Origin of the sequence: Streptomyces sp. NPDC101234 (genome assembly GCF_044767525.1) — a bacterium.
Taxonomy (GTDB): Bacteria; Actinomycetota; Actinomycetes; order Streptomycetales; family Streptomycetaceae; genus Streptomyces; species Streptomyces sasae.
On the sequence record NZ_JBIWOA010000003.1, the window covers coordinates 224,418 to 246,254 of the forward strand.

Below are 21,837 nucleotides of genomic sequence, written 5' to 3' on the forward strand. Positions count from 1 at the left end.
GGGGTTGGCGCACGCTGGTGGCATGGTGACGCGGTGGATCGGTGCGGCGGGTCTACGGCAGTCATGGCAGTCGCACGCGCTGCTGCTGCTCCCGATCACACTCATCGTGGTGATCACGGTGGCGGACCTGCGCACGCCCGAGGACATCCATCTGGGCCCCGCCCTGGTCATCGCCCCCGCGCTCACCCCGTCCTTCGCCGGCCCCCGGCCGACCGCGCTGGTCGGGGCGCTGGCGGTGGCCGCCCAGATAATAATCGCCGTCTTCCACGGCGGGCTGGCCACCGCCAACCACATCGTGCAGATCGTCACCCTGGCGGTGCTCTCGGTGATGGTGGTGGTCTACAGCGCGGTCCGGGAGCGGCGGCGCGCCCAACTGGCCCAGGTGCGCACGGTCGCCGAGGCCGCGCAGCACGTGCTGATGTGGCCGCTGCCGGAGTACATCGGCCCGCTGCGGATCGCCTCGCTGTATCTGGCCGCCGAGGACGAGGCACAGATCGGCGGCGATCTGTACGCGGCCACCCGCTGCGACGGCGCGGTCCGGGTGCTGATCGGCGACGTCCGGGGCAAGGGGCTGTCCGCGATCGGCGAGGCCGCGCTGGTGCTGGGCGCCTTCCGGGAGTCCGCCCACCGGAATGTCGCACTGCCGGAGCTGGCGGCGTCCCTGGAACAGAGCGTGCAGCGCTACGCGGCGGAGCTGGAGACCCCGGAGGAGATGGGCGAGCGGTTCGTCACCGTGCTGCTGATCGAGATCCCCGACGAGGACCCGCTCACCCGGATGACCAGCGCCGGTCATCCGCCGCCGCTGCTGCTGAGCCCGGGGCACGCGGTCACCGTCCCGAGTCTGCATCCGGCGCCGCCGCTGGGCGTGCCCAGCGCGGACGGCGCCGAGCACACCCTTGACGTCTTCTCCTTCGAGCCGGGTGACACCCTGCTGCTCTACACCGACGGTGTCGTCGAGGCGCGGGACGCGCAGGGCTGTTTCTACCCGCTCGCGGAGCGGGTCGCGCAGTGGACCGACGCCGCTCCCGAGTCGCTGATGCACCACATCCGGCGCGATCTGCTGGCCCACGTCGGCGGGCGCCTCGGCGACGATGCGGCCCTGATCGCCCTGCACCGCACCCCGACCGTGCACCGGCGGCACCATCACGGCGTCCTCGGGCATGGCGCCGCCCATGGGTGACGGCTTCAGAAGGCTTCGGTCTGTGCCTCCAGATACGTCTTCAGGAAGGTGAACTTGGCGTCGCTGTCGGCCACCGCGAGCGTGCCGTAGGCCGCGCCGAGCTGCATCGTCTGCGGGGTGTCGGTGCTGAGGGCGGGCCAGGCGGTCAGGGAGGTGCCGTTCGGGTCGCCGGTGGCGGCGAAGCGGGCGACGTACGAGGCGGCGGTGTCGGCGGCGTCGTAGTCCTGCGCGGTCCAGGGGCGGTCGGTGCTGTAGAGGAAGCCGAGCAGGTAGTAGACGTCGGAGCCCTCGAAGGCGCCGGTCGCGGCGGTGCCGATGACCGGGTTCGTGGCGTCGTACCCGGGCGGGACGCGGGTCCAGAAGTAGGTGTGGACCGGGCCGGAGTTGCCGGCCGTGTCCTTGAACTGCGTGGCCCACAGGAAAGTGGAGACACGTTCCTCGTCGCGGGCGTAGGCGCAGTACTGCTGGGCGGCCGCCGTGTCGCCGTCCGCCGGGTACAGCGCCAGGAAGGTGTCGGTGAGCCCCAGGGGGCCGAACTCGGACTCGGCGTACGTCTTGTACGCGTCGAGTGTCATGGCCAGGTCGGGTGAGGCGCCGTTGGCGTCCTTGCAGACGCCGGTGAGGACCGGCACATCGGTCTCGGCGCGGGCCTCCAGCACGGCGGTGTAGGTGTCCGGCAGGACGTATCCGTCGAGGACGTTGCCGAAGTCGGCGGCGGTGTCCGCGGCGGCTCCGGTGACGAGGTCGTCGGCGTCCAGGGCACGCAGCGCGGCGAGGCCGTCGGCGCCCAGGTAGGCGGCGAGGGCGGTACCGTTCGCCTCGGCGTCGGCGAGGGTCCGGTAGCGGGAGGTTCCCCGGGCGAGCGCCGGGTCCTTGGTGTACCGGACGCCGGAGGAGAGCAGGGCACGGTGGTAGAGGCCCTTCGCACACCCGGACGCGAGCAGGATGCCGACGAAGGAGGCGCCCTGTGACCAGCCGCCCAGGGTCACCCGGTCCGGGTCGCCGCCGAACGCGCCGATGTTCCGCTGGACCCACTCCAGTGCGGCGACGGCGTCCAGGATCCCCCAGTTGCCGGAACCGCCGTACGCGGACTCGGCGGTCAGTTCGGGGTGGGCGAGGCCGCCGAGCACACCGACGCGGTAGTTGGGGGTGACGACGACGAGGCCCTTGGCGGCGAGCAGCGAGCCGTCGTAGAGCTCCTGGCCCGACCACAGGGCCCGGTCGCCGCCGTAGAGCCAGACGAGGACGGGGCGGGCGTCGCTCGAACTGGTCGCCGCCGTCCAGATGTTGAGGTTCAGGCAGTCCTCGCTCAGCGCGGGCACCTGGTCGCCGGCGATGCCGGTGACCGGCTGCGGGCAGGCGGGGCCGAAGGAGTCGGCGGCACGCACGCCGTCCCAGGACGGGGCCGGCTGCGGCGGGCGCCAGCGGCCCGCTCCGGCGGTGGAGGCGGCGTAGGGGATGCCCTTGTAGACGGTGACGCCCCGCAGGCCGCCCTGGGCTCCGGTGACCTGGCCGGACTCCGTGGTGACCGGGGTGGCGGCCGCGCTCCGTGCCGCCTCGGCCGGGGTGACCGTCGCGCCGAGCAGTCCGGCAGCGGCGGCGGCGAGGAAGCCGCGCCGGTTCAGCACGGCGGAACGCATGTCTCTGTCGCTCACGGAGCTCCCTTTCGGGTGGTGGGGGGACGAGCAGACGAGAAGCGTGGAGCCGGAGCGGACCGTGCGGCAAGCGCATCCGGATGACTGACAGCAACTCAACAGGCGCTTATAGCAACGGAGTTGGGGCGACTGTTCAACCGGCTTCGGATAAAAGTTCAGTCCTACAGGTGGTCTTGACCACTGGCTGCCTGCCAGACTCCGCTTCGCCTTTCACAGACAGGGAGCCGACATGCCCGACCTGCAACCCCCCACCCGCAGACGGCCGTTCCGCAAGGCCCTCGCCGCGGCCCTCGGTGCGCTCGCTCTGGTCGTCGCCGTGCCCGCGACCGCGCACGCCGACGTCCTGACACTGCTGCCGCAGAACGCCGACGGACTGGAGCAGACCTTCTCCCCCGCCTACGACTACGACGGGGACGGCTGCTACGCCACCGCGGCGATCGGCGCCGACGGCACCATCAACCCGGGCCTGAAGCTCGGCGGTGACGTCAACGGCCACTGCCACGACTACGCGCAGCTCGCCAATGCCAACACGTACTCGCGCGAGAAGTGCAACAACGGCTGGTGCGCCGTGATGTACGCCAGCTACTTCGAGAAGGACCAGGCGACGTACGGGCCGCTGGCAATCGGTCACCGGCACGACTGGGAACACGTGATCGTGTGGATCCAGAACAACCAGGTGCAGTACGTCTCGGTGTCCCAGCACAGCAGTTACCAGGTGGCGGCGGCCTCGGCGATCCGGTTCGACGGCACCCACCCGAAGATCGTGTACCACAAGGACGGCCTGTCCACCCACGACTTCCGCTTCGCCAACTCCAACGACGACCCGCCGGAGAACGTGACCGGCGGCTGGTTCTACCCGCGACTGGTGGGCTGGGACGGCTACCCGGCGGGCTACCGCGACAAGCTGATGAACGCGGACTTCGGCGACGCCACCATCAAGATCAAGGACGGCTCGTTCAACGCCAACCTGGGGTACTCCATGCCGTCCGGGATCTCGTTCGACCCGAACGCCTGAGCCGGCCGGTACCCCGTGGGAACGACCGTGCCGGGGCCGGGAAGGTGAGCCGGGCCCCGGCACGGAGACCGTGTCACGGCTTGCGGGCGACCGCTCCGTACATCGCGATGTCCTCGTCGCGGATGCCCTCTTCGCCGGTGCCGTCCGGGTGCCACTTGTGGACCTGGACGATGCCCGGCTCGACCAGCTCCAGGCCCTCGAAGAACTCGTCGGCCTCGTCGATGGTGCGCAGCCGCATCGGCATGTTGCGGGCCGCGTACTCGCGGGCGACCCGGCCCACCTCCTCGGGCGCGAACTCGGCGGTGCCGATGGACATCGCCAGGTAGCTGCCCGACGGCAGCGGTTCGAGGAGGCGTCGTACGACACCGACCGCGTCGTCCGCGTCGAGCATGAAGTGCACGATGGCGATCACCGTGAGCGCGACCGGCTTGTCCAGGTCGAGGGTCTCGCGCAGTTCGGGGGCGTCGAAGAGGTCCGTCAGATCACGGAAGTCGGCCTCGATGTACGCCGTCCTGCCCTCGGGCGTGCTGGAGAGCAGGCCCTGGGACAGGGTGAGGACGATGGGGTCGTTGTCCACGTAGACGACCCGGGAGTCCGGGGACACCGCCTGGGCTATCTCATGGAGGTTCGGGGAGGTGGGGATGCCGGTCCCGACGTCCAGGAACTGACGCATGCCCGCCTCCTCGGCGAGCCAGCGCACCGCGCGGTTCATCCAGTCGCGGTTGGCGCGCATGTGGATCGGGAGCGCGGGCCACTCGTGGGCCATGGCGTCACCCGCCTCCTGGTCGGCGGGGTAGTAGTCCTTGCCGCCCAGGATGTAGTCGTAGATCCGCGCGGAGTGCGCGTTCTCGGTGTCGATGCGGTCGGCCGGCCATCCGTTGTCGGGCAACGCCGTGTCTCCCATTCAGGTGAGGGGGGATGCGGGGGTGTTCGGAGGGACTGCGGGGGTGGTGCGTCGGGTGCGGGAGGTTGGTTGAACGATCAGCTATATCAAGGAAGTTCCAGGAACAGGGGTCACATCAGGAAGTCGGCGTCACCCGCCTTCACACCTGACAGGAAACTCGTCATCTCACGGGGCGTGAAGACCAGCGCGGGACCGTCCGGGTCGGTCGACTGGCGTACCGCGACCCGGCCGTCGGCGAGCTTCTTCACTTCCACGCAGGCGCCGCCGGCGTCGTCGCTCCACGGCTTGGACCAGCCGCGCGCGCCGAGTTGCCGGGAGGGAATGCCGTTGTGTATCGGGTGGTGCACGTCAGAGCTCCTTGCGAATCACACCGAGGACCGCCTCGGTCTTTCTGGCGGGCGCCGCCTGGGCGCCCAACCGGTCCAGGGCCTCGCGATAGACCACGACGTCGTCACCCTTGTCCAGGTAGACCGCGCCCACCAGGCCGTTGAGATAGACGATGTCGGGCAGTTCCGGGGCCTTGAACCGGAAGAGGTGGTACGCGCCCGCGCGCATGGCGGGGTGCGGGCCGTTGGCGAACGGCATGATCTGCAAGGTGACGTTGGGCAGCCGGTTGAGCTCGATCAGATGGTCGATCTGGGCGCGCATCACCCCGGAGCCGCCGACCGGCCAGCGCAGCACCGTCTCGTCCATCACGACCCACAGCCGCGGCGGCGCCTGACGGGTGATCAGTTCCTGGCGGCGCATGCGCAGCGCCACCATGCGCTCGGTGGCCTCGGTCGGCGCGTGCGGGTTGCCGGCGCCGAGCAGGGCGGCGGCGTACTCACGGGTCTGCAGCAGGCCGTGCACGAACTCGTTCTCGTAGGCACGGATCTGCAACGCAGCCTGTTCCAGGCTCAGATAGGCGGCGAACCAGTCCGGCATCACATCGCGGTAGGTGTGCCACCAGCCGCGCTTGTTGGCCTCGCGCACCGACTGCAGGAAAGTGTCGAGCTCCTGGCGGTCCGTCACCCCGTAGGTCTGCAGCAGCTTCTCGGCGTCCGCGAGCCGGAGCCGGGCCACCTTGGCGGCCTCCATCCGGCGGATCGTGGAGTGGCTGACGCCGATCGCGGTGCCGGCCTGCTCATAGGTCAGTCCGGCCCGGGTCCGCAGCTCCTCCAGTTGCCGGCCCAGGATCATGCGCAGGACGGAAGGGGCACCGCCCCAGTCGGTCTCCGAGGTCACGCCCTACCCCCTCACACCAGGTTTCAGGGTCACCGTCTCACGCGGCGGTGATCGGCACACGGACTCTTTCGATCACTTCTTGTCGGGAGCAGCATGCACTTCACTTCTTGCAATTTTCAACTTGCTGGTTGCGAGGCGATGTTGGCAGATGTCAGAGTGGGCTCAATGCTCCGGTCGACCAAGGAGCAGGCGAAACAGTGCAGTTGGGGGAGACTGAGCTGTGACCCGGCGCCGTCCAGGCACGGGCCGTCGTCTGCCCTGCGGGAGCTCCGGGGCGGACCGCGACCACTCAGCCCCCCACGCTGCGAAGCCGGACGAAAGGCGTACGGCGATGGCACCGCCCTCTCTCCCCCAGCCGCTCGACCGACTCCCCGAGGACCGGATACCCGGCCTGCCCCGCCCGGCTCTGACGGCCGGTATCGAGGGCCCGCACCGCTCGTCCGACGTGACGGGCGACGTCCCCAGACCACCCGGAGGCGAACGCCTCGGTCGACTCCCTGGGCCGCAAGGCCTCGATCGGTTCGCCTCCGGGGACGGATCCACCACCCCAGTCCACAGCCGGGCCTTCGACCTGGCGCCGACGCCGCGGGCGGTGGGCAACGCCCGCCGGAGCGTGGGCGAACTGCTGGACTCGTGGGGCGTGTGCGAAGAGGCCCGCGACAACGCGGTCCTGGTCACCTCCGAACTGGTCACCAACTCGATCGTCCACTCGGCGGGCCGGCGGATCGTGTGCCGGGTGCACGCCGGCCGCGACCGGATCCGTATCGAGGTCGAGGACCAGAACGGCGGCTTCACGCTCCCGGCGCCCCGCCAGGCCAGACCCGACGAGCAGAACGGGCGCGGGCTGTTCCTGGTCGACGCGCTCAGTCTCGACTGGGGCGTCGCGATCGCGCCGGAGGGCCCCTCGGTACGCGTCGTCTGGGCCGAACTGTCGACGGCACCGGACGAACCCCCCACCACCCCGCACTACTCAGGAGGCCCGTCGACCCATGGACCGTCCCCCCACTCCTGACCCCGCCGCCGACCCGTCCTGGACCCGCACCCGCCCGAAACCCGGCCCGGATCAACCCCACACCGCTCCGGCCCGCTGATCCCGCACCATGCCGGTCGGCTGCCCACCGCACCGGCCGCACGGCCCGGCCCTCGGGAAGAGGGCCGGGCCGCCGTGTGCCCGCCCCGGCGAACCGCACCCCTGGCAGGGGCGGCGGCACGGGATGCGGTCCCGGTCGCCGCACCGCATGATCGAGGGTGGAACGGCCCGTGGTGGAAGGCGGCAGCCCCATGACTCCGACGGTCGACGAGGCCATCGCCCGGGTGGACAGGGCCGCCGGGTGGGTGCTCGTGGACACGGTTCCGCTGGACTTCGTCTGCCACCACCCCCGGGGCATCGACCGGGCAGACGGCACCTTCTTCGTGAGCGGCTCGGAGATCCTGGAGCCGGCCGCGGCCGTCCGGGGTGCGGACGGCACGTCGTACGCCGCGGGCCGGGGCCGTGCGCACCTCTTCGAGATGAGCCCGCGGGGCCGGCTGCTGCGCCACTGGGACCTGGGCGAAGACACGGTCCACCACGCCGGCGGGCTCACCCACGACGGACAGTTCGTCTGGGTCACCGTGGCCGAGGAGCGGCCCGACTCGCGGTCCATCGTCTACCGCCTGGACCCGGCGAGCGGTGAGGTCGAGGAGATGTTCCGCTATCCCGACCACCTCGCCGGCATCGCCAGGGACCCGGAGACCGGGCTGCTGCACACCGTCACCTGGGGCGGCCGGCGCATCCTGGTGCTGAGCACCGACGGCGAACCCGTCGGCAGAACCGCGGTGCCGGGCCGCCGCGTCGGCCTCCACGACTGCGTGGCCGTCGCCGTCCGCTCCCCCACCGGGCGCGCGGTCACCGTCGGGGCCACGGACTTCGAGGTCGCCGGCGCCGACCGGCTCCGGCTGTACGCGCTGCCCGACGACTCCTCGGCACCGGGCGCGGCGAGCCTGCTGGTGCTGGAGGCCGCGCTGCGCGGCTGACGCCCGACGCGCGTTCAACCTGCCCCGGTGCGCTTGGCGTCCACCCTGCGCCGGTCCGGCCAGCGCACCTCGTAGACCCAGCCCAGCCGTTCGAACCAGCGGATCAGCCGGGCGCTGGCGTCCAGTTGGCCGGTGAGCACGCCGTGGCGGGCGCTGGTGGGGTCGGCGTGGTGGAGGTTGTGCCAGGACTCCCCGAACGACAGCGGGGCGAGCCACCAGACATTGCCGGACCGGTCCCGGCTGCGGAAGGGCCGTGAACCGGCCGCGTGGCAGATGGAGTTGATCGACCAGGTGACGTGGTGGACCAGGCAGATCCGTACCAGGCCGGCCCAGAACAGCGCGGTGAGCGCCCCCTGCCAGGACCGGGTCAGGGCCGCGCCGAGCAGCGCGGGCAGCGCGAGCGAGGCGAGGACCAGGAGCCCGAAGCGACGGGAGATCAGCATCAGGGTCCGGTCCTTGACCAGGTCGGGAGCGTACAGCCGGGGCGAGGCGTGCTCGGTCTCGAACAGCCAGCCGAGGTGGGCGTAGAGCATGCCCTTGGCGAGGGCGCCGGGTGAACGGCCGTACCGCCAGGGCGAGTGCGGGTCGCCGTCCTTGTCGGAGAACTGGTGGTGCTTGCGGTGGTCGGCGACCCAGGTGATCAGCGGGCCCTGCACGGCGATGCTGCCCGCCAGCGCGAGCGCGATCCTGAGCGGCCGCCGCGCCTTGAACGAGCCGTGGGTGAAGTGCCGGTGGAAGCCGACGGTGATGCCGAGCCCGCTGACGAGATAGAAGACGACGCCGAGGGCCAGGTCGACCGGGCTCAGCCCGTGCCGCCAGGCCAGCGGCACGGCGGCGAGCAGCGCCAGGAACGGTACGGCGACGAAGACGCCGATCATGAACTGTTCGGCGGTCGGCAGGGCGGGCCCGCGGGCCGGGGTGGTGCTGGCTTCCTGGGACATGACTGTCTTTCGGCCGGGGGCGGGGGCGCCGCTAGTCGACGGCGGTGAAGGCGAGTACGGCGTTCTGCCCGCCGAACCCGAAGGAGTTGCTGACGGCCGCACGCATCCGGTGGGCGCGCGGCACCTTGGTGACGACGTCGAGGTCCAGCGCCGGGTCGAGCACATCGAGGTTGGCGGTGGGCGGGACGAGCTGGTGGCGCAGGCTCAGTACGGTGCAGGCGGCCTCGATGGCGCCGGCGCCGCCGATGGCGTGCCCGATGGTGCCCTTGACGGCGGTGACCGGGGGCGGCCGGTGGAAGACCTGGTGCAGTGCGTTGTGCTCGGCCGCGTCCCCCTGCGGGGTGGCGGTGCCATGGGCGTTGACGTGATCGACGTCCGCCGGGGCGAGCCCGGCGTCGGCGAGGGCGGCGCGCAGGGCCTGGGCGGCACCGTCGCCGCCCGGGTGCGGGGCGGCGAAGTGATGGGCATCGCAGGAGGCACCGAACCCGGCCAGGTACGCCTCGGGCCGCGCGCCCCGGGCACGGGCGTCCGCGACGCGTTCCAGGACCAGTACTCCCGCCCCTTCGCCGAGCACGAAGCCGTCCCGGTCCCGGTCGAACGGCCGTGAGGCGCTGTGCGGTTCGCCGCTACGGCGGGACAGCGCCCGCATCTGGGCGAAGCAGGCGGCGGTCATCGGCAGCCGGGCCGACTCGCTGCCCCCGGCCAGCACCAGGTCGCAGCGGCCGGCGAGCAGCCAGTCCCGGGCGAGCCCGATCGCGCTGGTGCCGGAGGCGCAGGCGGTGCTGACGACCATGTTGGGGCCAGTGACGCCGAGGTCCAGGGCGATCTCGGCGGCGGCCATGTTGGGCACGCTGCGCGGCAGGGCCAGCGGGGAGACACGTTCGGGGGTGTGGTTCGCGAGCCGGTCGAACTCGGGCTGCCAGCCCTGCATGGATCCGGTGCCCACCCCCATCACGACACCGATCCGCGTCCCGTCCCAGGCGCCCGGGTCGAGCCGGGCGTCGGCGACCGCCTCCCGGGCGGCCAGCAGGGCGAAGGTGGTGAAGCGGTCGAGCCGGCGGCTCAGCCGGCGCCCCAGCAGGGTGGTCGCGTCCAGGTCGGGCACCCGGCAGGAGAAAGCCACCGGCAGCCCTGCCAGCTCCGGGTCGGGCTGCGCCGTGGAGTCGCCCGCGCACAGTCCCTCCCAGGCCGCGTCCCTGCCGATGCCGGCCGGTGTCACCAGTCCGAGGCCGGTGACGGCCACCGGGGCGCGCCGTGCGTCGCCTGTGTTCACGAGCTGCATGGGCGGTGATTATGCGCGGCGCGACCGGCGGTTACCGGCCGCCACGCCTCGTTCGGCCCAGGCGGACGGTCCGCTACCACCCGGAAGTGCGAACGCCGTCGGCGCAGCGCCGGGAGGCACGCGACACCGAGCGACCGCCGACCCGCGCGGGCCGGCGGGGGCTGGGCGAGCAGATCCCCGCGCCCCCAAGCAGGTCGGCCCACCGGTCCCAACCGAAGGAGCGGGTGTGGAGTGCGCTCAAGCCTCCGGCCCCTGCGGGCCCATGGGGGCTGGGCGCGTGGTTCTCGGCGATCCCGAGGAGGTGGGGCCGCTGGTTCTACTTGAGAGGGCGAAGGCTGGCGTCGATGGGTGCCGGGTGGTGGGGTCGGGCGGTGCGTTCTGTCGCGTGGGCCAGCAATGCGGTTGCCGCGGAGCGTAGTTGTGCCGCCGCGGCCGTGCAGGCGACCGCGTGCCGCTCCAGCGCGGCGCCGCTCCACTCCGGTGTCCCGGTGCGGCCGCCCAGGGTCGCGGCGGCGCCGCGCAGCCGTTGCGCATAGCCGTCCATCCGGTCGGCGTCGACTCTCAGGTCGTCGACGTAGGCGAGGAGTTCCGGGGACGCGGTGGCGGGACGGGATTCGGTCGCCATGGGGGCTCACCTGTTCTCAGCGGGGCAGTACCGCGCCGGCGCTTCTGCGGGCCACGAAGCGCCGGCTGGACAGCACGAACCTGGGCCGGACCGTGTCGAGTTCGAGGATCTGGAGGTGGCGGGCCAACGGCCCGTGGGCGCCGTCGAGCCGCAGCCGCACCCGGGGCCGGCCATGGAGCTGCAGCCTCCCGTGGGCGCGGACGAGGGTGCGGACCGTGCTGTCGCCGCGGCGGCCGTAGAACACCCAGTCCACCTCCGGACAGCGCACGCCCGGGCCCGGACCGCCCTCCACGCTGAGACCCAGCTCAGGTGCCTCGACATGGAGTTCGCGCGCCTGGAGGTCGACCGCGGCGGATCCGTGCACGGCCGGCTGGCCCCACACCTCCGCCGCCACCGCCCGCGCCTCCTCGGTGCCGACCGCGAGCGAGACGACGTACCGTCCGGTGCGGCGCAGGTCGACGCGGCGCAGCAGGTCCACGGCGATGTCGTACGCGTGCGGCCGCCACAGGTCGTCGACCAGGATCGACAGGCCGAGCTCGGTGTAGGGGCCGATGGTGGTGCAGCGGTGCTCGTAGAGGGAGAGCACGGCCAGGGCGCGGCGGCCGAGCCGGGTGGGGACCATCCAGGTCACGTCCGGCAGCAGACTGCGGGCCACGTCGGTGTCGACCGGGTAGCACAGGTGGGCGGCGGAGGAGTCGTAGTAGCGGACCGGCACGTCGACCGGACCGGCGGAAGTGGGGAGGCTCGTGGTGGGGACGGTCAGGAAGGGGTAGCCCTCGGGCGGGTGGGCGCGGTCCTGGAGCTGGTAGGCGCGGGTGAGTTCGACCGGGCCCCGGTAGGGGGTGAGGGCCCGGTCGATGTCCTGGGCCGTCTGCGGGATCACCGTCTCCAGGTGCTGTATGTAGACGCGGAGCAGGTGGCAGAGCGGGAACTCGCGGTCCGGTCCTGCGTAGTCGGCCTCGTACCGGTTGGGGTGCGGGGCGAGGGCGCTCGCGCCCCGGCCGTCGGGGCCGGGGACGATGTCGTACCGGTTGGTGATGCCGGCGACCCAGGTGCGCGGGTCGGCGGGCCTCTTGTCGCCGGCCGGCGAGCCGACGGCGACGACGTGGGTGACCCGGTAGGCGCGGCAGAACTCGTCGTCCTGGGCGAGGTTCATCAGCGCGGTCCCGCCCTCGCCGTGTCCGAGCAGCGCGAGGTCGGCGCCGCGCGGGATGCCGTGGCGCCGGATCGCCAGCAGGATCGAGCGGGTGTACGGCGAGTCGGCCATGAACAGGTTGCGCCAGGCGTCGGCGAAGTCCTGCGGGGAGTCGTGCCGGGGGCGGCCGGGGGCCGTGCCGGGCGCCTGGACGACGTACCGGAGGACGCCGTCGGGGCCGCGCACCTCCTGGACGAGGACACGGCCGTCGGCGGAGAGCAGGTCGATGTTGCGCAGGAAGCCGAGGAAGGAGCCCTCGTCGGCGACGCCCTGGCGCTCCCGCACGGACAGTTCGACGGACCGGGCGGTGGCGCCTTCGCCCTGGTCCACGGCGAAGAGCCGGGAGGCGCCGAGGCCCGTCACCGGGTCGGCGGTGAGGTCACGGCCGACGGCGAGCGCCCAGGCGGTCTCGTCGTTCAGCGGGTCCTCGTCCAGCAGGCCCCGGACGGCGAGGAGTTCGGCGAGGATCGGGGTGAGTCCGGCGAGCGCGTGCTGGGCGCCCTGGTCCTTGAAGAGGGTGCGCAGCGCCCGTACGGCCTCCGGGTCGCGGTCGGCGGTGACGGCGTCCGTCAGCCGGCGCATCCCCGGGTCGTGCTCGAACTCGGGGTGGTCGAGGAGCAGGGCGGCGATCCGGAGCCGCAGCGAGGTGACCGCCACCTGCGCGGCCAGGCTCTCCCGGCCCAGCGCCTCGCCCGCCGCGCCGAGCAGATGGCCCACCCCGTCCGGCGCGACGATCGCCGAGCCGCCGAGTCCCTGCTTGTTGGTCAGCGCCCGCAGCAGCGCCCAGCGGGCGGCCAGGCCGGTGCGCGGGCGGCGGTGCGCGGAGCTTGTCAGCGCCGGGGCGAACAGGACCGAGCTGGTCCGTGCGCAGACCTCGCGGATGCCTTCGGCGACGTCCACCACGTCATGGGCGCACTCCCGCAGCAGTTCCTTCGTGGGCGGCCCGGAGGCGCGGCGATGCGCTGCCATCCGACGCTCCCTCGGATCGACGACATGGCCTGGTCCCATCGTGTGCCCTGGACCGGGCGCGCGCACCTTCGACTCCGTCGCCGCCGGCCCCGTCCGACGGTGGCCTGCGGCGGCCGGCGGCGACCGCTCAGGCGTCGGCGGTGAGTCCGGCGGCGACGGTCGCACCCAGTTCCCAGCACGCCTCCAGGTCGGGCTTGGCCGGCTCGCCGGTCACCGTGACCGGCTCGGCCGCCCGGCGCCAGCCGAGGCCGGTGGTGATGGCGTCGAGGGCGCGCAGGGCGCCGGTGACGTCGTTGCCGCCGTGGACGTAGGCGCCGAAGGGGCGGCCCCGGGTCTCGTCCAGGCACGGGTAGTAGATCTGGTCGAAGAAATACTTGAGGGCGCCGGAGAGATAGCCGAGGTTGGCCGGGGTGCCGAGGAGGTATCCGTCGGCCGCGAGCACGTCGGAGGCGGTGGCGGACAGGGCCGCCCGCCGCACGACCCGCACCCCCTCGATCTCCGGGGTGGTCGCCCCGGAGACGACGGCCTCGAACATGGCCTGGCAGTTCGGTGAGGGAGTGTGATGGACGATCAGCAAGGTAGGCACACCGGCACCCTGCCCTGCGCCGCCCGCCGACGGCAAACCGCGACCGCGGACGGGCGGCGGCACAGGGCGGCGGCCGGTCAGGGCTGTGCGGGCATGGTCCAGCAGTTGGAGACGGCCGGTACGCCGGACAGCCGGGCGGTGAGCCAGGCGACCGCGTCGCCCTGGTCGGTGATCAACGGCTCCAGGTGGTTCAGCAGGGCACGGCCCGCGTCCGGCAGGACGACCGGGACGTAAGTGACGTTCGCGCCCTCGTCGCACCAGTCGACGGCGAGCCGCCGCGCCTGGGCGTGCGGCACGAGGTCGTCGCTGACGCCGGTCGCCAGCCGGACCGGGCTCGCGGGTGCCGTCGTACCGATGCGCTGGTCGTCCAGGAAGGCCTGGAGGGCGGGCTCCTCGCCGATGACGTCGGCGATGGAGCTGCCGTCGTTCGTCCAGGCGGTGCTGTGCGTGGAGCCGTAGGCGAGGATCGCGTCGCCGACGCACATCGTCGACAGGTCGGTGAGCGCGGCCCGGCCCGCCGCGCCGAGGTGGGCGTCGACGATCGGCTTCAGCGCAGGGTCGGACTGGACGAAGCCGTTCACCGCCCAGCCGAGAGCGCCGGCCAGGTCGCTGCCGTCGATGGCCGCGGTGACGGCGGTGAGGTCGGCGGGCGGCGCCCCGGCGTAGCTGCCGGAGAGGGTGACATCGGGGGCGTATCGGGGCTGGAGTTCGGCGGCCGCGGCGGTCGCGCCGCCGCCCTGGCTGTAGCCGAACAGGCCGACGCGCGAGGCCGCGGTGACCGAGGTGCCGGGCACGCTCCGGGCGGCGCGTACGGCGTCCAGGACCGCGTGGGCGCCGTCGAGCCGGTTGACGTAGGTGTGCAGCCGGTCGGTCGCGCCGAGGCCGACGTAGTCGGTGACGACGACCGCGACCCCCTCGGCGAGCAGCCGGTAGATCGACAGGTCCTCGTAACCTACGGACACCGTCTGGCCGTTGAGGACCAGCGGGTACTGCAGGCCCATGGAGGCGGCGCACTGGTCGCCCTGGCCCATGGTGCCGGGGGCGAGAGCGACCAGCGGGCGGGCGCCGGGGCCCAGCCAGGGGAGCGTCGGCTCGATGTAGGCGCCGGTGACCGCGACGGGTTCGCCGGCCGAGTCGGTGGACTTGTACATGAGCCGGGTCGCACTGCCCGGCAACGGGCCGGGCAGGCTCGGCAGGCTCAGGGCCAGCGGAAGGGGCTCGGTGCGGATGAGGGTGCCGTCGGCCGTGGGCAGGGTGGCCGGCGGGTCGTAGAAGGCTGGGATGGTGACGCCTCGGGAGACCTCCGCCTGGGAGACCGTGGCCTGCAGCGTCTGGACGCAGAGGCAGGCGGCAGCGGCGACGGCGGTGGCCAGCAGACGGATGCGTACGGGCATGGGGAACCTCCTGGACGTGCTGGACGTGGGAGGTGGTACGGGGAGTCCCCGGAGCGGCCGACGGGGCGTGTGCGGTGCGTGTGCGGTACACGCGCGGTGCGTATGTGGGGCATGCGCGATTTACTCGACGGTAACGAGCGATGCGTTACCGGTGGTAGCGGCCGTTTGGTTACGGTTCAGTAATATGACGGTGGGTCAACGAGCCGAGGGGCAGGCGCGGGATGGGGACCGCACGGAGATGGGTGGCGTGGCTCGCGCTGCTGACGGGGCCGACGGGGGCGCTGACCGGGTGCGACGTGTCGCCGCGTTCGGCCGACGTCACGGTGTCGGGGCACGGGTCGAGCGGTGCAGCGGTGACGCGGGCGCGGTGCTGCGGGCGTTCGTGGCCGCCGAGGACTGCGCCGGTCGAGCGAAGTACCGGAACTTCAGGACGGACGGCCTCTCCGGGGTGCGGGTCGACTACGTCTGCAGCAGCAGGGTCCTCAACGAGGGCAAGAAGGAGTCGGCCCTGACCGTGGTCACGCCTCGCGGCCCCGTCGTACTGCACCTGGGCGGGCTCGACAGCGAGGAGCACGAAGAGATGCTCCCCGCGTTCGAGCTCGCCCAGGAGACGCTGCACACGACCTAGGAAGGGTCAGGCCTCGTTCCGCCACCGGGTGCGCCACAGGAGCACGAACCCGGACGCCAGCAGCAGCGCGCCGAGGGCGGCGGGCCAGAGGTGGGCGCCGGTCTCGGCGAGACCGCCCTGGACGGCCTGGGGCTGGGTCTGGGGTTCGGTCTGGGGTGCGGTGGACGGGCTCTCCTGCTGCCCGGCCGGGGCGGCCGCGGCGGTGCTGGTCGGCGCGGTCGACGCGGCCGGGGCCTGGGTGTCGGGCCGCTCTGTGGGCCGGCTGATGTCACCGCCGCCCGTGGTGGTGGACGACTTCTTGGGCGACACGCTCGCGTCGACCCTCGGCAGCTCCGTCACTGTGCCGGGGGCAGCCTCCGTCGTCGGCGTGTCGGCCGGGGGCTCGGAGGACGGCTGGGCGCTCTCGGTCTCCGCGGGCGGCGCGGTCGTGTCGCTCGGCGGTGTCGACGTCTCGGCGGGCGGGGTCGACGCGTCGCTCGGCGGGTCGGCCGGGCTCGAAGCCGTCTGCGTCGGGTCCGGCTCGGCGCTCTGCGACGGCGGCTGCTGGGCGGCGCCCGCCCCGCAGGTCCGGCCCGAGTTGATGCAGTCGACCATGTCCCGCATCAGGCTCTCGTCGAAGACGTTGATGAAGTCACCGTGGTCGGTGACCGGCTTGTGCAGCTGCTCGGGGAACGAGTCCACCGCGAACAGCGGGACCGTCCGGCCGCCGTCCTGGAGGCTCGGCGCGGCCACGTCGTAGACGATGCGCTGGACCAGCTGCGGGATGGCCTTGAAGCCTTCCGGGCAGCTGCCGTCGGGACCCTCGAACGCCACATGGGTGCGGTGGTTGGCGCTGTCGATGTTCCGCCCGTCCCAGCAGCTCTGGAACCTGAAGGTGCGCACGACGTCGCTGCCCGAGGGGCAGAGCGGGTACTTGTCCTTGAGCTGCCGGTCCTCGAACCCGGTGCAGCTCCAAGAGGCGTTGGCGTTCTTCGGGCCGTTGACGAAGGCCTTGGCGTCGCCAGTGATGATGCGCAGCAGCCGGGGCATCTCGGTGACCTTGGAGGTCGGGTTGCCCTCGAAGGTCAGCGTGACCTGCTTCGCCGTGACGATCTGGCCGGCGTTGCCCTCCGTGCCGCCGCCCGGCTTGTCGGCGTCCCGCTCCTGCTTGCCGTTCTGCAGCCGCAGGACGGGCCAGTAGTACGTGGACTTGTCACCCTTGTCGGCGCAGCTGGTGTCGGCGTTCGCGAGGTCCTGGTCGCTGGCGAAGGCGTTGTTGGACTGGTTGCCGATGTAGTCGTGGAAGTGGTGGGCGCCGTTGGAGACACCGGGCGCGACGATCACGTTGTCCGAGTTGAACAGGCCGTTCGCGTTGACGCCGCAGCTGGAGCTGAAGGTGCCGGTGGAACCGCCGGGCCGCTCGGCCGGGGTCGAGACGTCGGGCTGGACCGTGGTGATGTCGGCGTAGTCGGCGACGACGGGGCCGTTGCCGCCCTGGCCGCCGGCGCCGGCGGACTGGCTCGGCGCGGCGCCGCCCTGGCTCGGTGTGGCGCTGTCCTGGGGCGACGCCGACTGCTGGCCGCCCTCGTTCGAGGAGTGCAGGGTGCAGGCGGCGAGGTCGTCGAGGCCCTGGGGGCGGTCGCCCTCGCGTCCGATGGCGTCGGCGATGCGCTGGAGGGTCGCGGACCGCTTCTCCTTCAGCGGGTTCATGATCTCCCGGTCGGCGAAGCCGGGGTCCTGCTGGAGGGCCTGTCCCGATTCCTTGAGTTGCCGGTAGGCGGCCGCGATCTGCTGATCCAGCTGGGCGAGTTCACCGTCGACGTCGGACCGGGCCCCGTCGGGCACGGCCGTCAGTCTGCTGCCGACGTCGGGGCAGTAGACCGTGGGCGCGGACAGCACCTGGACGTTCGGCCAGGACTGCTGGTCCGAGCCGCCTTCGGTGGCCGAGGCGTAGACGTTCGCCGCGACCAGCCCTCCCCCTCCGAGCATCAGCGCGACCGCTGCGAAGGTCGCGCGTCGTGCGCCGGTCGGGCGTCTGCGCCTGTTGCGTCTCACGGTCGTACCCCTGCGTGGTCGTGGGCGGCCGGGCATGGAAATCCCCCGCCGGATACGGGCCGTGGCACCGCCGTGTTCAACAACCCCGCACATTCACGGCGACCTCACAGATTGCCACTCCGCAAAGTGATCGAGCGAACACGGTGCGCACCCTCCGGCCGGGGCCATCACACCGCGCGATGAAGACTTTCCATGAGAAACTGGTGCGAAAAAGGCGGGGAGGTGGCCCTGTCATGACCGATGCGGAGATCGACTACGCGACGGTGTTCCAGACCCTGCCCGGGATGGTGGCGCTGCTGACCCCCGACCTGGTGTACGCGGACGCCAACGAGGAGTTCCTGCGCATGTCCGGGCGCAAGCGCGAGGACCTGATCGGCCGGTATCTGTTCGATGTGTTTCCCGACAATCCGAACCACGACGACGCGACCGGCATGCGCAACCTTGAGACATCGCTGCTGCGGGTCCTGGCCACCGGCGAGCGGGACACCATGGCCCTCCAGCGGTACGACGTACAGATCCCCGACCGGCCCGGATATTGGGAGGAGCGCTACTGGAGCCCGGTCAACGTGCCGGTCCTCGGCGCGGACGGGAAGGTCGTCCTGCTGGTGCACCGGGTCGAGGAGGTCACCGAGCTGATCCGAGCGCGCCGGGCCGCCGACGACGGGCAGACACGGGTCCTGGAGGCCGAGCTGTACCGGCGCGCGGGCGAGCTGCAGGAGGTCAACGAGCGGCTGCGGCAGGCACACGCCCGGGAACGCGAGGTGGCGGTCGCCCTGCAGGAGGCGATGCTGCCCGCACCCCGGCAGCCGGCCCACCACCTGGCGGCCGTACGCTACCGGCCCGCCGTGGGCGCGCTGAACGTGTGCGGCGACTGGTACGACCTGGTCGACCTGGTCGACGGCGACCGCATCGGCGTCTCGGTGGGCGACGTCGTCGGGCACGGACTCGAAGCCGCCTGTGTCATGGGACAGTTGCGCAGCGCACTCAGCGCGGCCTCCCGGGTCGCCGAAGGGCCCGCCCAGGCGCTCGACGTGCTGGGACGGTACGCGCACGTGGTGGACGGCGCCGAGTCGGCCACGGCGGTGACGACGTTCGTCGACTTCGACCGGCACACGGTCACCTACAGCAGCGCCGGGCATCCGCCACCCGTACTGCTGCACGCCGACGGCCGCGTGGAGTTTCTCGACCGGGCCACCGATCCCCCGCTCGACGCCCGCCCCGATCCGCTGCCGCGCCCGCAGGCCGTCACCGCGTTCGACGACGGCGCCACTCTTGTCCTCTATACGGACGGACTGATCGAACGGCGCCGCGAGGACATCGACACGGGACTGCACCGCCTCGCCCGATCCCTCGCCCTGCACGGCGAGTTGGATCCGGAGACACTCGCCGACGCCGTCCTGCGGGAGCTGCTGCCCCCGGAGGGAGCCACCGACGACACCGCCCTGGTGGTCGTACGACTGTGATCGATCACCGTGCGAAATGCCGTCCCCCACGGTCGAGTTCCGAACAGTACGACGAACATCACAAATACGTATCGGACATTACGCACTTCAACCTTCACACGAGTGACACAAGTTGGCTAAGTTGACGTTTAAGCCGCTCGGCTCCCCCCGGCGAATCCCGTCGGGCCGCGCGGCCTCCGCCGAGTCCGGGCCTCCCGAGGCGATCCGGAGCCGGGGACCCGACCGATACCACTGGGGTGAATCGGCCGACTGCCCACCAGGGCAAGGGCCGTAGGGCATACCTTCCGGATTCGACGCCCGAACCCTCCCCCAGTGCCTGAAAGGCCTGGGGGTACCCCCATCGCCAACCCGGTAGGCGGAGTACGGAAGGAGCACGACCCCCATGGCGTCCGAGAGCCGTGACGAGGTTCGACAGCGGATCAACAACCTCTACGACCAGGCCGAGAACGCCACCGGGAACTACAACGCCACACGTGCGATGAGCGGGGGTTCGCGCTCACGCGGTGTCCCCTTGTTCAAGCGCCAGCGTCGTGACGACCCGGGCCTCGACAACATCGCCAGGGAGTGGTTCGAGGGGGCGCGCACGAAGCTGGGACCGAGTGTCCCCGCCGCGCTGCCGACCGACCGGATGCCCGACCGTTCGGGCCCGCGACGGCCCGTCAGCGCCATGGCCGCCGACCTGCTCAGCCAGTTGGAGGACTCCGGCCCGTCCCGTCTGGCGCTGCCCGCGGGAACGTCCGGGCAGAGCGACATCGAGGTCGTCCGCGAGCTGCCGGCGGAGCGCCCGAAGCTGGAGCTGACCGCGGGGCCCGGCGCGGCGTTGCCGCCGGGCGCGCCGAGCGCGCCCGCACCCAAGGCCCCCTCCTCCGCCGTGCCGCAGCGGCATGCACCGGGCACCTCCAAGACCAAGAGCCAGCTCAAGGTCGCCAAGGCGCGTGAGCTGCTGTCCCAGCGGACCGGGCAGCGTGCGGTCGCAGCGCTCGACCCGGCCCCGGCCGCACAGCCGGCTCCGATGCCGCAGCCCGCCCAGGTCGCCCAGCCCGCTCCGGTCGCGCAGAGCCCTTGGCCCACCCCCGAGCCCCAGATGCAGGCCCCGGCGGAGCAGTGGCAGGCGCCCCCCTTCGGCATCCCCGCCCAGCGCACCGACAGCGGCTCCTTCGGGACCGACGCCCTCACCGGCACGGGCGCGTTCCCGACGGTGACCGCGGCGGACACGGGCGCCCGCGTGATGAGCCCGGGCAGCACGGGCAGCTTCCCGGCCGTGCCCCCCATGGACATGGGTGCCGCTCCGGCCCCGAACCTGATGGACACCGACACCTTCCGGGTCATGACCCCGGGCGCCCCCGCGGCCCCCGCCCCGTCTCCGGCCGACACCGGCGGATTCCGCGTGATGACCCCGGGTGGCGCGGGTGCGGCTCCGGCCCCGAACCCGATGGACACCGGCACCTTCCGGGTCATGACCCCGGGCGCCCCCGCGGCCCCCGCTCCGAACCCGGCCGACACCGGCGGATTCCGCGTGATGACCCCGGGCAGCACGGGCAGCTTCCCGGCCGTGCCCCCCATGGACATGGGTGCCGCTCCGGCCCCGCACCCGGCCGACACCGGCTCGTTCCGAGTGATGACCCCGGGCGCGTCCACCGCCTACTCCCCGATACCGGACGCGAACGCCGGTGCCGCCCAGGCCGAGGCTCTCGCCGCCACCGCCGTCATCCCCGCCCAGAACCCGATGGACACCGGCACGTTCCGGGTCATGACCCCGGGCGCGCCCGCGGCCCCCGCGGCCTACGCCGCAGCGCCCCCGGCCGCCGCCGGACCTGCCTACGCCACCGGCACGTACGCCATGGGAGCACCCGCCGCCGCCCCCATGCCCCAGATGGCCCCCATGCCGCCGGTCGACGCCTACGCCGCGCAGCCCGCCCCCGCCCCGTACGCCTACGCCGCGCAGCCCGCCCCCGCCCCGTACGCCTATCCGGGCAGCGCGCAGCCTGCCGCCACCGCCTACGCCGCCCCTATGACGGCGTCCGCGGACCCCATGGCGATGGCCGCCGCGACCATGGCCCCCGCGCCTGCCCCTGCGGGCATGTCGGCGGCCATGGCTCCCGCACCGGCACCCGCAGCCATGGCCATGAACATGGCCGTCGGCACCATGGCCCCTGCCCCTGCGGCGATGCCCGTCGCACCCCCGGCCGCCCCGGCTGCGATGCCCGTCGCCGCGCCCCCGGTCGCCTCGGCTCCGCTTCCCCCCGTGGCCGACCCCCTCTACGCCACCGGCACCTTCGCCCCGGGCACCTTCGCCCCGGGCACCTTCGTCGACACCGGCGCCCTCCCCCAGCCGGCCGCCGTGCCCGAGCCGGGGAAGGCCATGAAGGCGCTGGCGTTCGCACGGGCGCAGATCGGGCGGCCGTGTGTCTGGGGAGCGACCGGTCCGGAGTCGTACGACTGCTCCAGCCTGACCCAGGCCGCCTGGCGCGCCGCGGGCGTCACGCTGCCGCGTACCGCACCGGAGCAGACGTTCGCCGGCACCCCGATGACGCTCGCCGCCATCGAGCCGGGCGATCTGATCTTCTTCTTCGACAACGACAGCCACGTCGGGATCTACGCGGGTGGCGGCACGATGATCCACGCGCCGAGCCCGGGGGCGACCATCCGCGAGGAGTCGGTCTACAACGCCGGGGAGTCGGCCATCCACCGGGTGGTCCGCCCCGCGTAGCCCGTACGACCGCCGTACG

The 21,837-nt window shown here is 72.6% G+C and carries 18 protein-coding genes; 7 read left to right on the plus strand and 11 right to left on the minus strand.

Annotated elements, in window-relative coordinates:
- Positions 1–22: 22 nt before the first annotated feature.
- Positions 23–1,180, plus strand: coding sequence for a PP2C family protein-serine/threonine phosphatase (locus tag ACIRR9_RS07510; RefSeq protein WP_403748590.1), 1,158 nt, complete (start codon positions 23–25; stop codon positions 1,178–1,180).
- Between the two features lie 5 nt (positions 1,181–1,185).
- On the opposite strand, the gene ACIRR9_RS07515 is transcribed toward ACIRR9_RS07510, so the two are convergent.
- The gene (locus tag ACIRR9_RS07515) at positions 1,186–2,835 is read right to left on the minus strand and encodes a carboxylesterase/lipase family protein (RefSeq protein WP_403748593.1); all 1,650 of its coding nucleotides are present in this window, start codon (positions 2,833–2,835) and stop codon (positions 1,186–1,188) included.
- 229 nt (positions 2,836–3,064) lie between these two features.
- Between ACIRR9_RS07515 and ACIRR9_RS07520 the strand changes: the two genes are divergently transcribed.
- A complete protein-coding gene (locus ACIRR9_RS07520; RefSeq protein ID WP_123979431.1) occupies positions 3,065–3,850 on the plus strand; it encodes an NPP1 family protein in 786 nt (261 codons plus the stop codon).
- Between the two features lie 73 nt (positions 3,851–3,923).
- Here the strand turns inward: ACIRR9_RS07520 and ACIRR9_RS07525 are convergent, their stop codons facing one another.
- From ACIRR9_RS07525 to ACIRR9_RS07535, 3 genes are all read right to left on the minus strand, one after another.
- Complete coding sequence (locus ACIRR9_RS07525) at positions 3,924–4,739, minus strand: SAM-dependent methyltransferase (protein ID WP_403748596.1); 816 nt, start codon at positions 4,737–4,739, stop codon at positions 3,924–3,926.
- 125 nt (positions 4,740–4,864) lie between these two features.
- Positions 4,865–5,101 carry a DUF397 domain-containing protein gene (locus tag ACIRR9_RS07530; protein ID WP_174856016.1) on the minus strand — a complete coding sequence of 79 codons (237 nt, stop codon included), beginning with the start codon at positions 5,099–5,101 and terminating at the stop codon, positions 4,865–4,867.
- Between the two features lies 1 nt (position 5,102).
- Entirely contained in the window at positions 5,103–5,978 is an 876-nt protein-coding gene (locus tag ACIRR9_RS07535; RefSeq protein WP_403748599.1) for a helix-turn-helix domain-containing protein, read from the minus strand.
- Positions 5,979–6,309: 331 nt separating this feature from the next.
- On the opposite strand from ACIRR9_RS07535, the gene ACIRR9_RS07540 reads away from it, so the two are divergent.
- Both ACIRR9_RS07540 and ACIRR9_RS07545 read left to right on the plus strand, forming a co-directional pair.
- Complete coding sequence (locus ACIRR9_RS07540; protein ID WP_403748601.1) at positions 6,310–6,990, plus strand: ATP-binding protein; 681 nt, start codon at positions 6,310–6,312, stop codon at positions 6,988–6,990.
- 269 nt (positions 6,991–7,259) lie between these two features.
- Positions 7,260–7,991, plus strand: a complete 732-nt coding sequence (locus ACIRR9_RS07545) for a DUF6454 family protein (protein ID WP_403748604.1) — start codon at positions 7,260–7,262, stop codon at positions 7,989–7,991.
- A 14-nt stretch (positions 7,992–8,005) separates the two neighbouring features.
- Here the strand turns inward: ACIRR9_RS07545 and ACIRR9_RS07550 are convergent, their stop codons facing one another.
- From ACIRR9_RS07550 to ACIRR9_RS07575, 6 genes are all read right to left on the minus strand, one after another.
- Positions 8,006–8,932 carry an acyl-CoA desaturase gene (locus ACIRR9_RS07550; RefSeq protein ID WP_403748607.1) on the minus strand — a complete coding sequence of 309 codons (927 nt, stop codon included), beginning with the start codon at positions 8,930–8,932 and terminating at the stop codon, positions 8,006–8,008.
- Positions 8,933–8,963: 31 nt separating this feature from the next.
- The gene (locus ACIRR9_RS07555) at positions 8,964–10,214 is read right to left on the minus strand and encodes a beta-ketoacyl-[acyl-carrier-protein] synthase family protein (protein WP_403748609.1); all 1,251 of its coding nucleotides are present in this window, start codon (positions 10,212–10,214) and stop codon (positions 8,964–8,966) included.
- 316 nt (positions 10,215–10,530) lie between these two features.
- Positions 10,531–10,839, minus strand: coding sequence for a hypothetical protein (locus ACIRR9_RS07560; RefSeq protein ID WP_403748612.1), 309 nt, complete (start codon positions 10,837–10,839; stop codon positions 10,531–10,533).
- Between the two features lie 16 nt (positions 10,840–10,855).
- Positions 10,856–13,003 (minus strand): acetoacetate decarboxylase family protein, encoded by a 2,148-nt coding sequence (locus tag ACIRR9_RS07565; protein WP_403748614.1) that lies wholly within the window; start codon positions 13,001–13,003, stop codon positions 10,856–10,858.
- A gap of 127 nt (positions 13,004–13,130) precedes the next feature.
- On the minus strand, positions 13,131–13,589 hold the full coding sequence (locus ACIRR9_RS07570; protein WP_403748617.1) for a flavodoxin family protein: 459 nt from the start codon (positions 13,587–13,589) through the stop codon (positions 13,131–13,133).
- Positions 13,590–13,666: 77 nt separating this feature from the next.
- A complete protein-coding gene (locus ACIRR9_RS07575) occupies positions 13,667–14,983 on the minus strand; it encodes a lipase family protein (protein ID WP_403748620.1) in 1,317 nt (438 codons plus the stop codon).
- Positions 14,984–15,230: 247 nt separating this feature from the next.
- On the opposite strand from ACIRR9_RS07575, the gene ACIRR9_RS07580 reads away from it, so the two are divergent.
- Positions 15,231–15,611, plus strand: a complete 381-nt coding sequence (locus ACIRR9_RS07580) for a lipoprotein (protein WP_403748621.1) — start codon at positions 15,231–15,233, stop codon at positions 15,609–15,611.
- Between the two features lie 6 nt (positions 15,612–15,617).
- Here ACIRR9_RS07580 and ACIRR9_RS07585 read toward each other — a convergent pair whose 3' ends face one another.
- On the minus strand, positions 15,618–17,579 hold the full coding sequence (locus tag ACIRR9_RS07585; protein ID WP_403749011.1) for a DUF1996 domain-containing protein: 1,962 nt from the start codon (positions 17,577–17,579) through the stop codon (positions 15,618–15,620).
- A 299-nt stretch (positions 17,580–17,878) separates the two neighbouring features.
- Here ACIRR9_RS07585 and ACIRR9_RS07590 point away from each other — a divergent pair, with 299 nt between their 5' ends.
- Both ACIRR9_RS07590 and ACIRR9_RS07595 read left to right on the plus strand, forming a co-directional pair.
- The gene (locus ACIRR9_RS07590) at positions 17,879–19,108 is read left to right on the plus strand and encodes a PP2C family protein-serine/threonine phosphatase (protein ID WP_403748623.1); all 1,230 of its coding nucleotides are present in this window, start codon (positions 17,879–17,881) and stop codon (positions 19,106–19,108) included.
- A 382-nt stretch (positions 19,109–19,490) separates the two neighbouring features.
- Entirely contained in the window at positions 19,491–21,818 is a 2,328-nt protein-coding gene (locus ACIRR9_RS07595; RefSeq protein ID WP_403748626.1) for a C40 family peptidase, read from the plus strand.
- Positions 21,819–21,837: the final 19 nt, after the last annotated feature.

Excerpts from the sequence above, each read along its gene's own strand:
- ACIRR9_RS07560 (WP_403748612.1), bottom strand. The coding sequence starts at position 10,839 with ATGGCGACCGAATCCCGTCCCGCCACCGCGTCCCCGGAACTCCTCGCC.
- ACIRR9_RS07565 (WP_403748614.1), bottom strand. The coding sequence starts at position 13,003 with ATGGCAGCGCATCGCCGCGCCTCCGGGCCGCCCACGAAGGAACTGCTG.
- ACIRR9_RS07585 (WP_403749011.1), bottom strand. The coding sequence starts at position 17,579 with ATGCTCGGAGGGGGAGGGCTGGTCGCGGCGAACGTCTACGCCTCGGCC.
- ACIRR9_RS07555 (WP_403748609.1), bottom strand. The coding sequence starts at position 10,214 with ATGCAGCTCGTGAACACAGGCGACGCACGGCGCGCCCCGGTGGCCGTC.
- ACIRR9_RS07575 (WP_403748620.1), bottom strand. The coding sequence starts at position 14,983 with ATGCCCGTACGCATCCGTCTGCTGGCCACCGCCGTCGCCGCTGCCGCC.
- ACIRR9_RS07540 (WP_403748601.1), top strand. The coding sequence starts at position 6,310 with ATGGCACCGCCCTCTCTCCCCCAGCCGCTCGACCGACTCCCCGAGGAC.
- ACIRR9_RS07520 (WP_123979431.1), top strand. The coding sequence starts at position 3,065 with ATGCCCGACCTGCAACCCCCCACCCGCAGACGGCCGTTCCGCAAGGCC.
- ACIRR9_RS07595 (WP_403748626.1), top strand. The coding sequence starts at position 19,491 with ATGGCGTCCGAGAGCCGTGACGAGGTTCGACAGCGGATCAACAACCTC.
- ACIRR9_RS07545 (WP_403748604.1), top strand. The coding sequence starts at position 7,260 with ATGACTCCGACGGTCGACGAGGCCATCGCCCGGGTGGACAGGGCCGCC.
- ACIRR9_RS07510 (WP_403748590.1), top strand. The coding sequence starts at position 23 with ATGGTGACGCGGTGGATCGGTGCGGCGGGTCTACGGCAGTCATGGCAG.
- ACIRR9_RS07550 (WP_403748607.1), bottom strand. The coding sequence starts at position 8,932 with ATGTCCCAGGAAGCCAGCACCACCCCGGCCCGCGGGCCCGCCCTGCCG.
- ACIRR9_RS07590 (WP_403748623.1), top strand. The coding sequence starts at position 17,879 with ATGACCGATGCGGAGATCGACTACGCGACGGTGTTCCAGACCCTGCCC.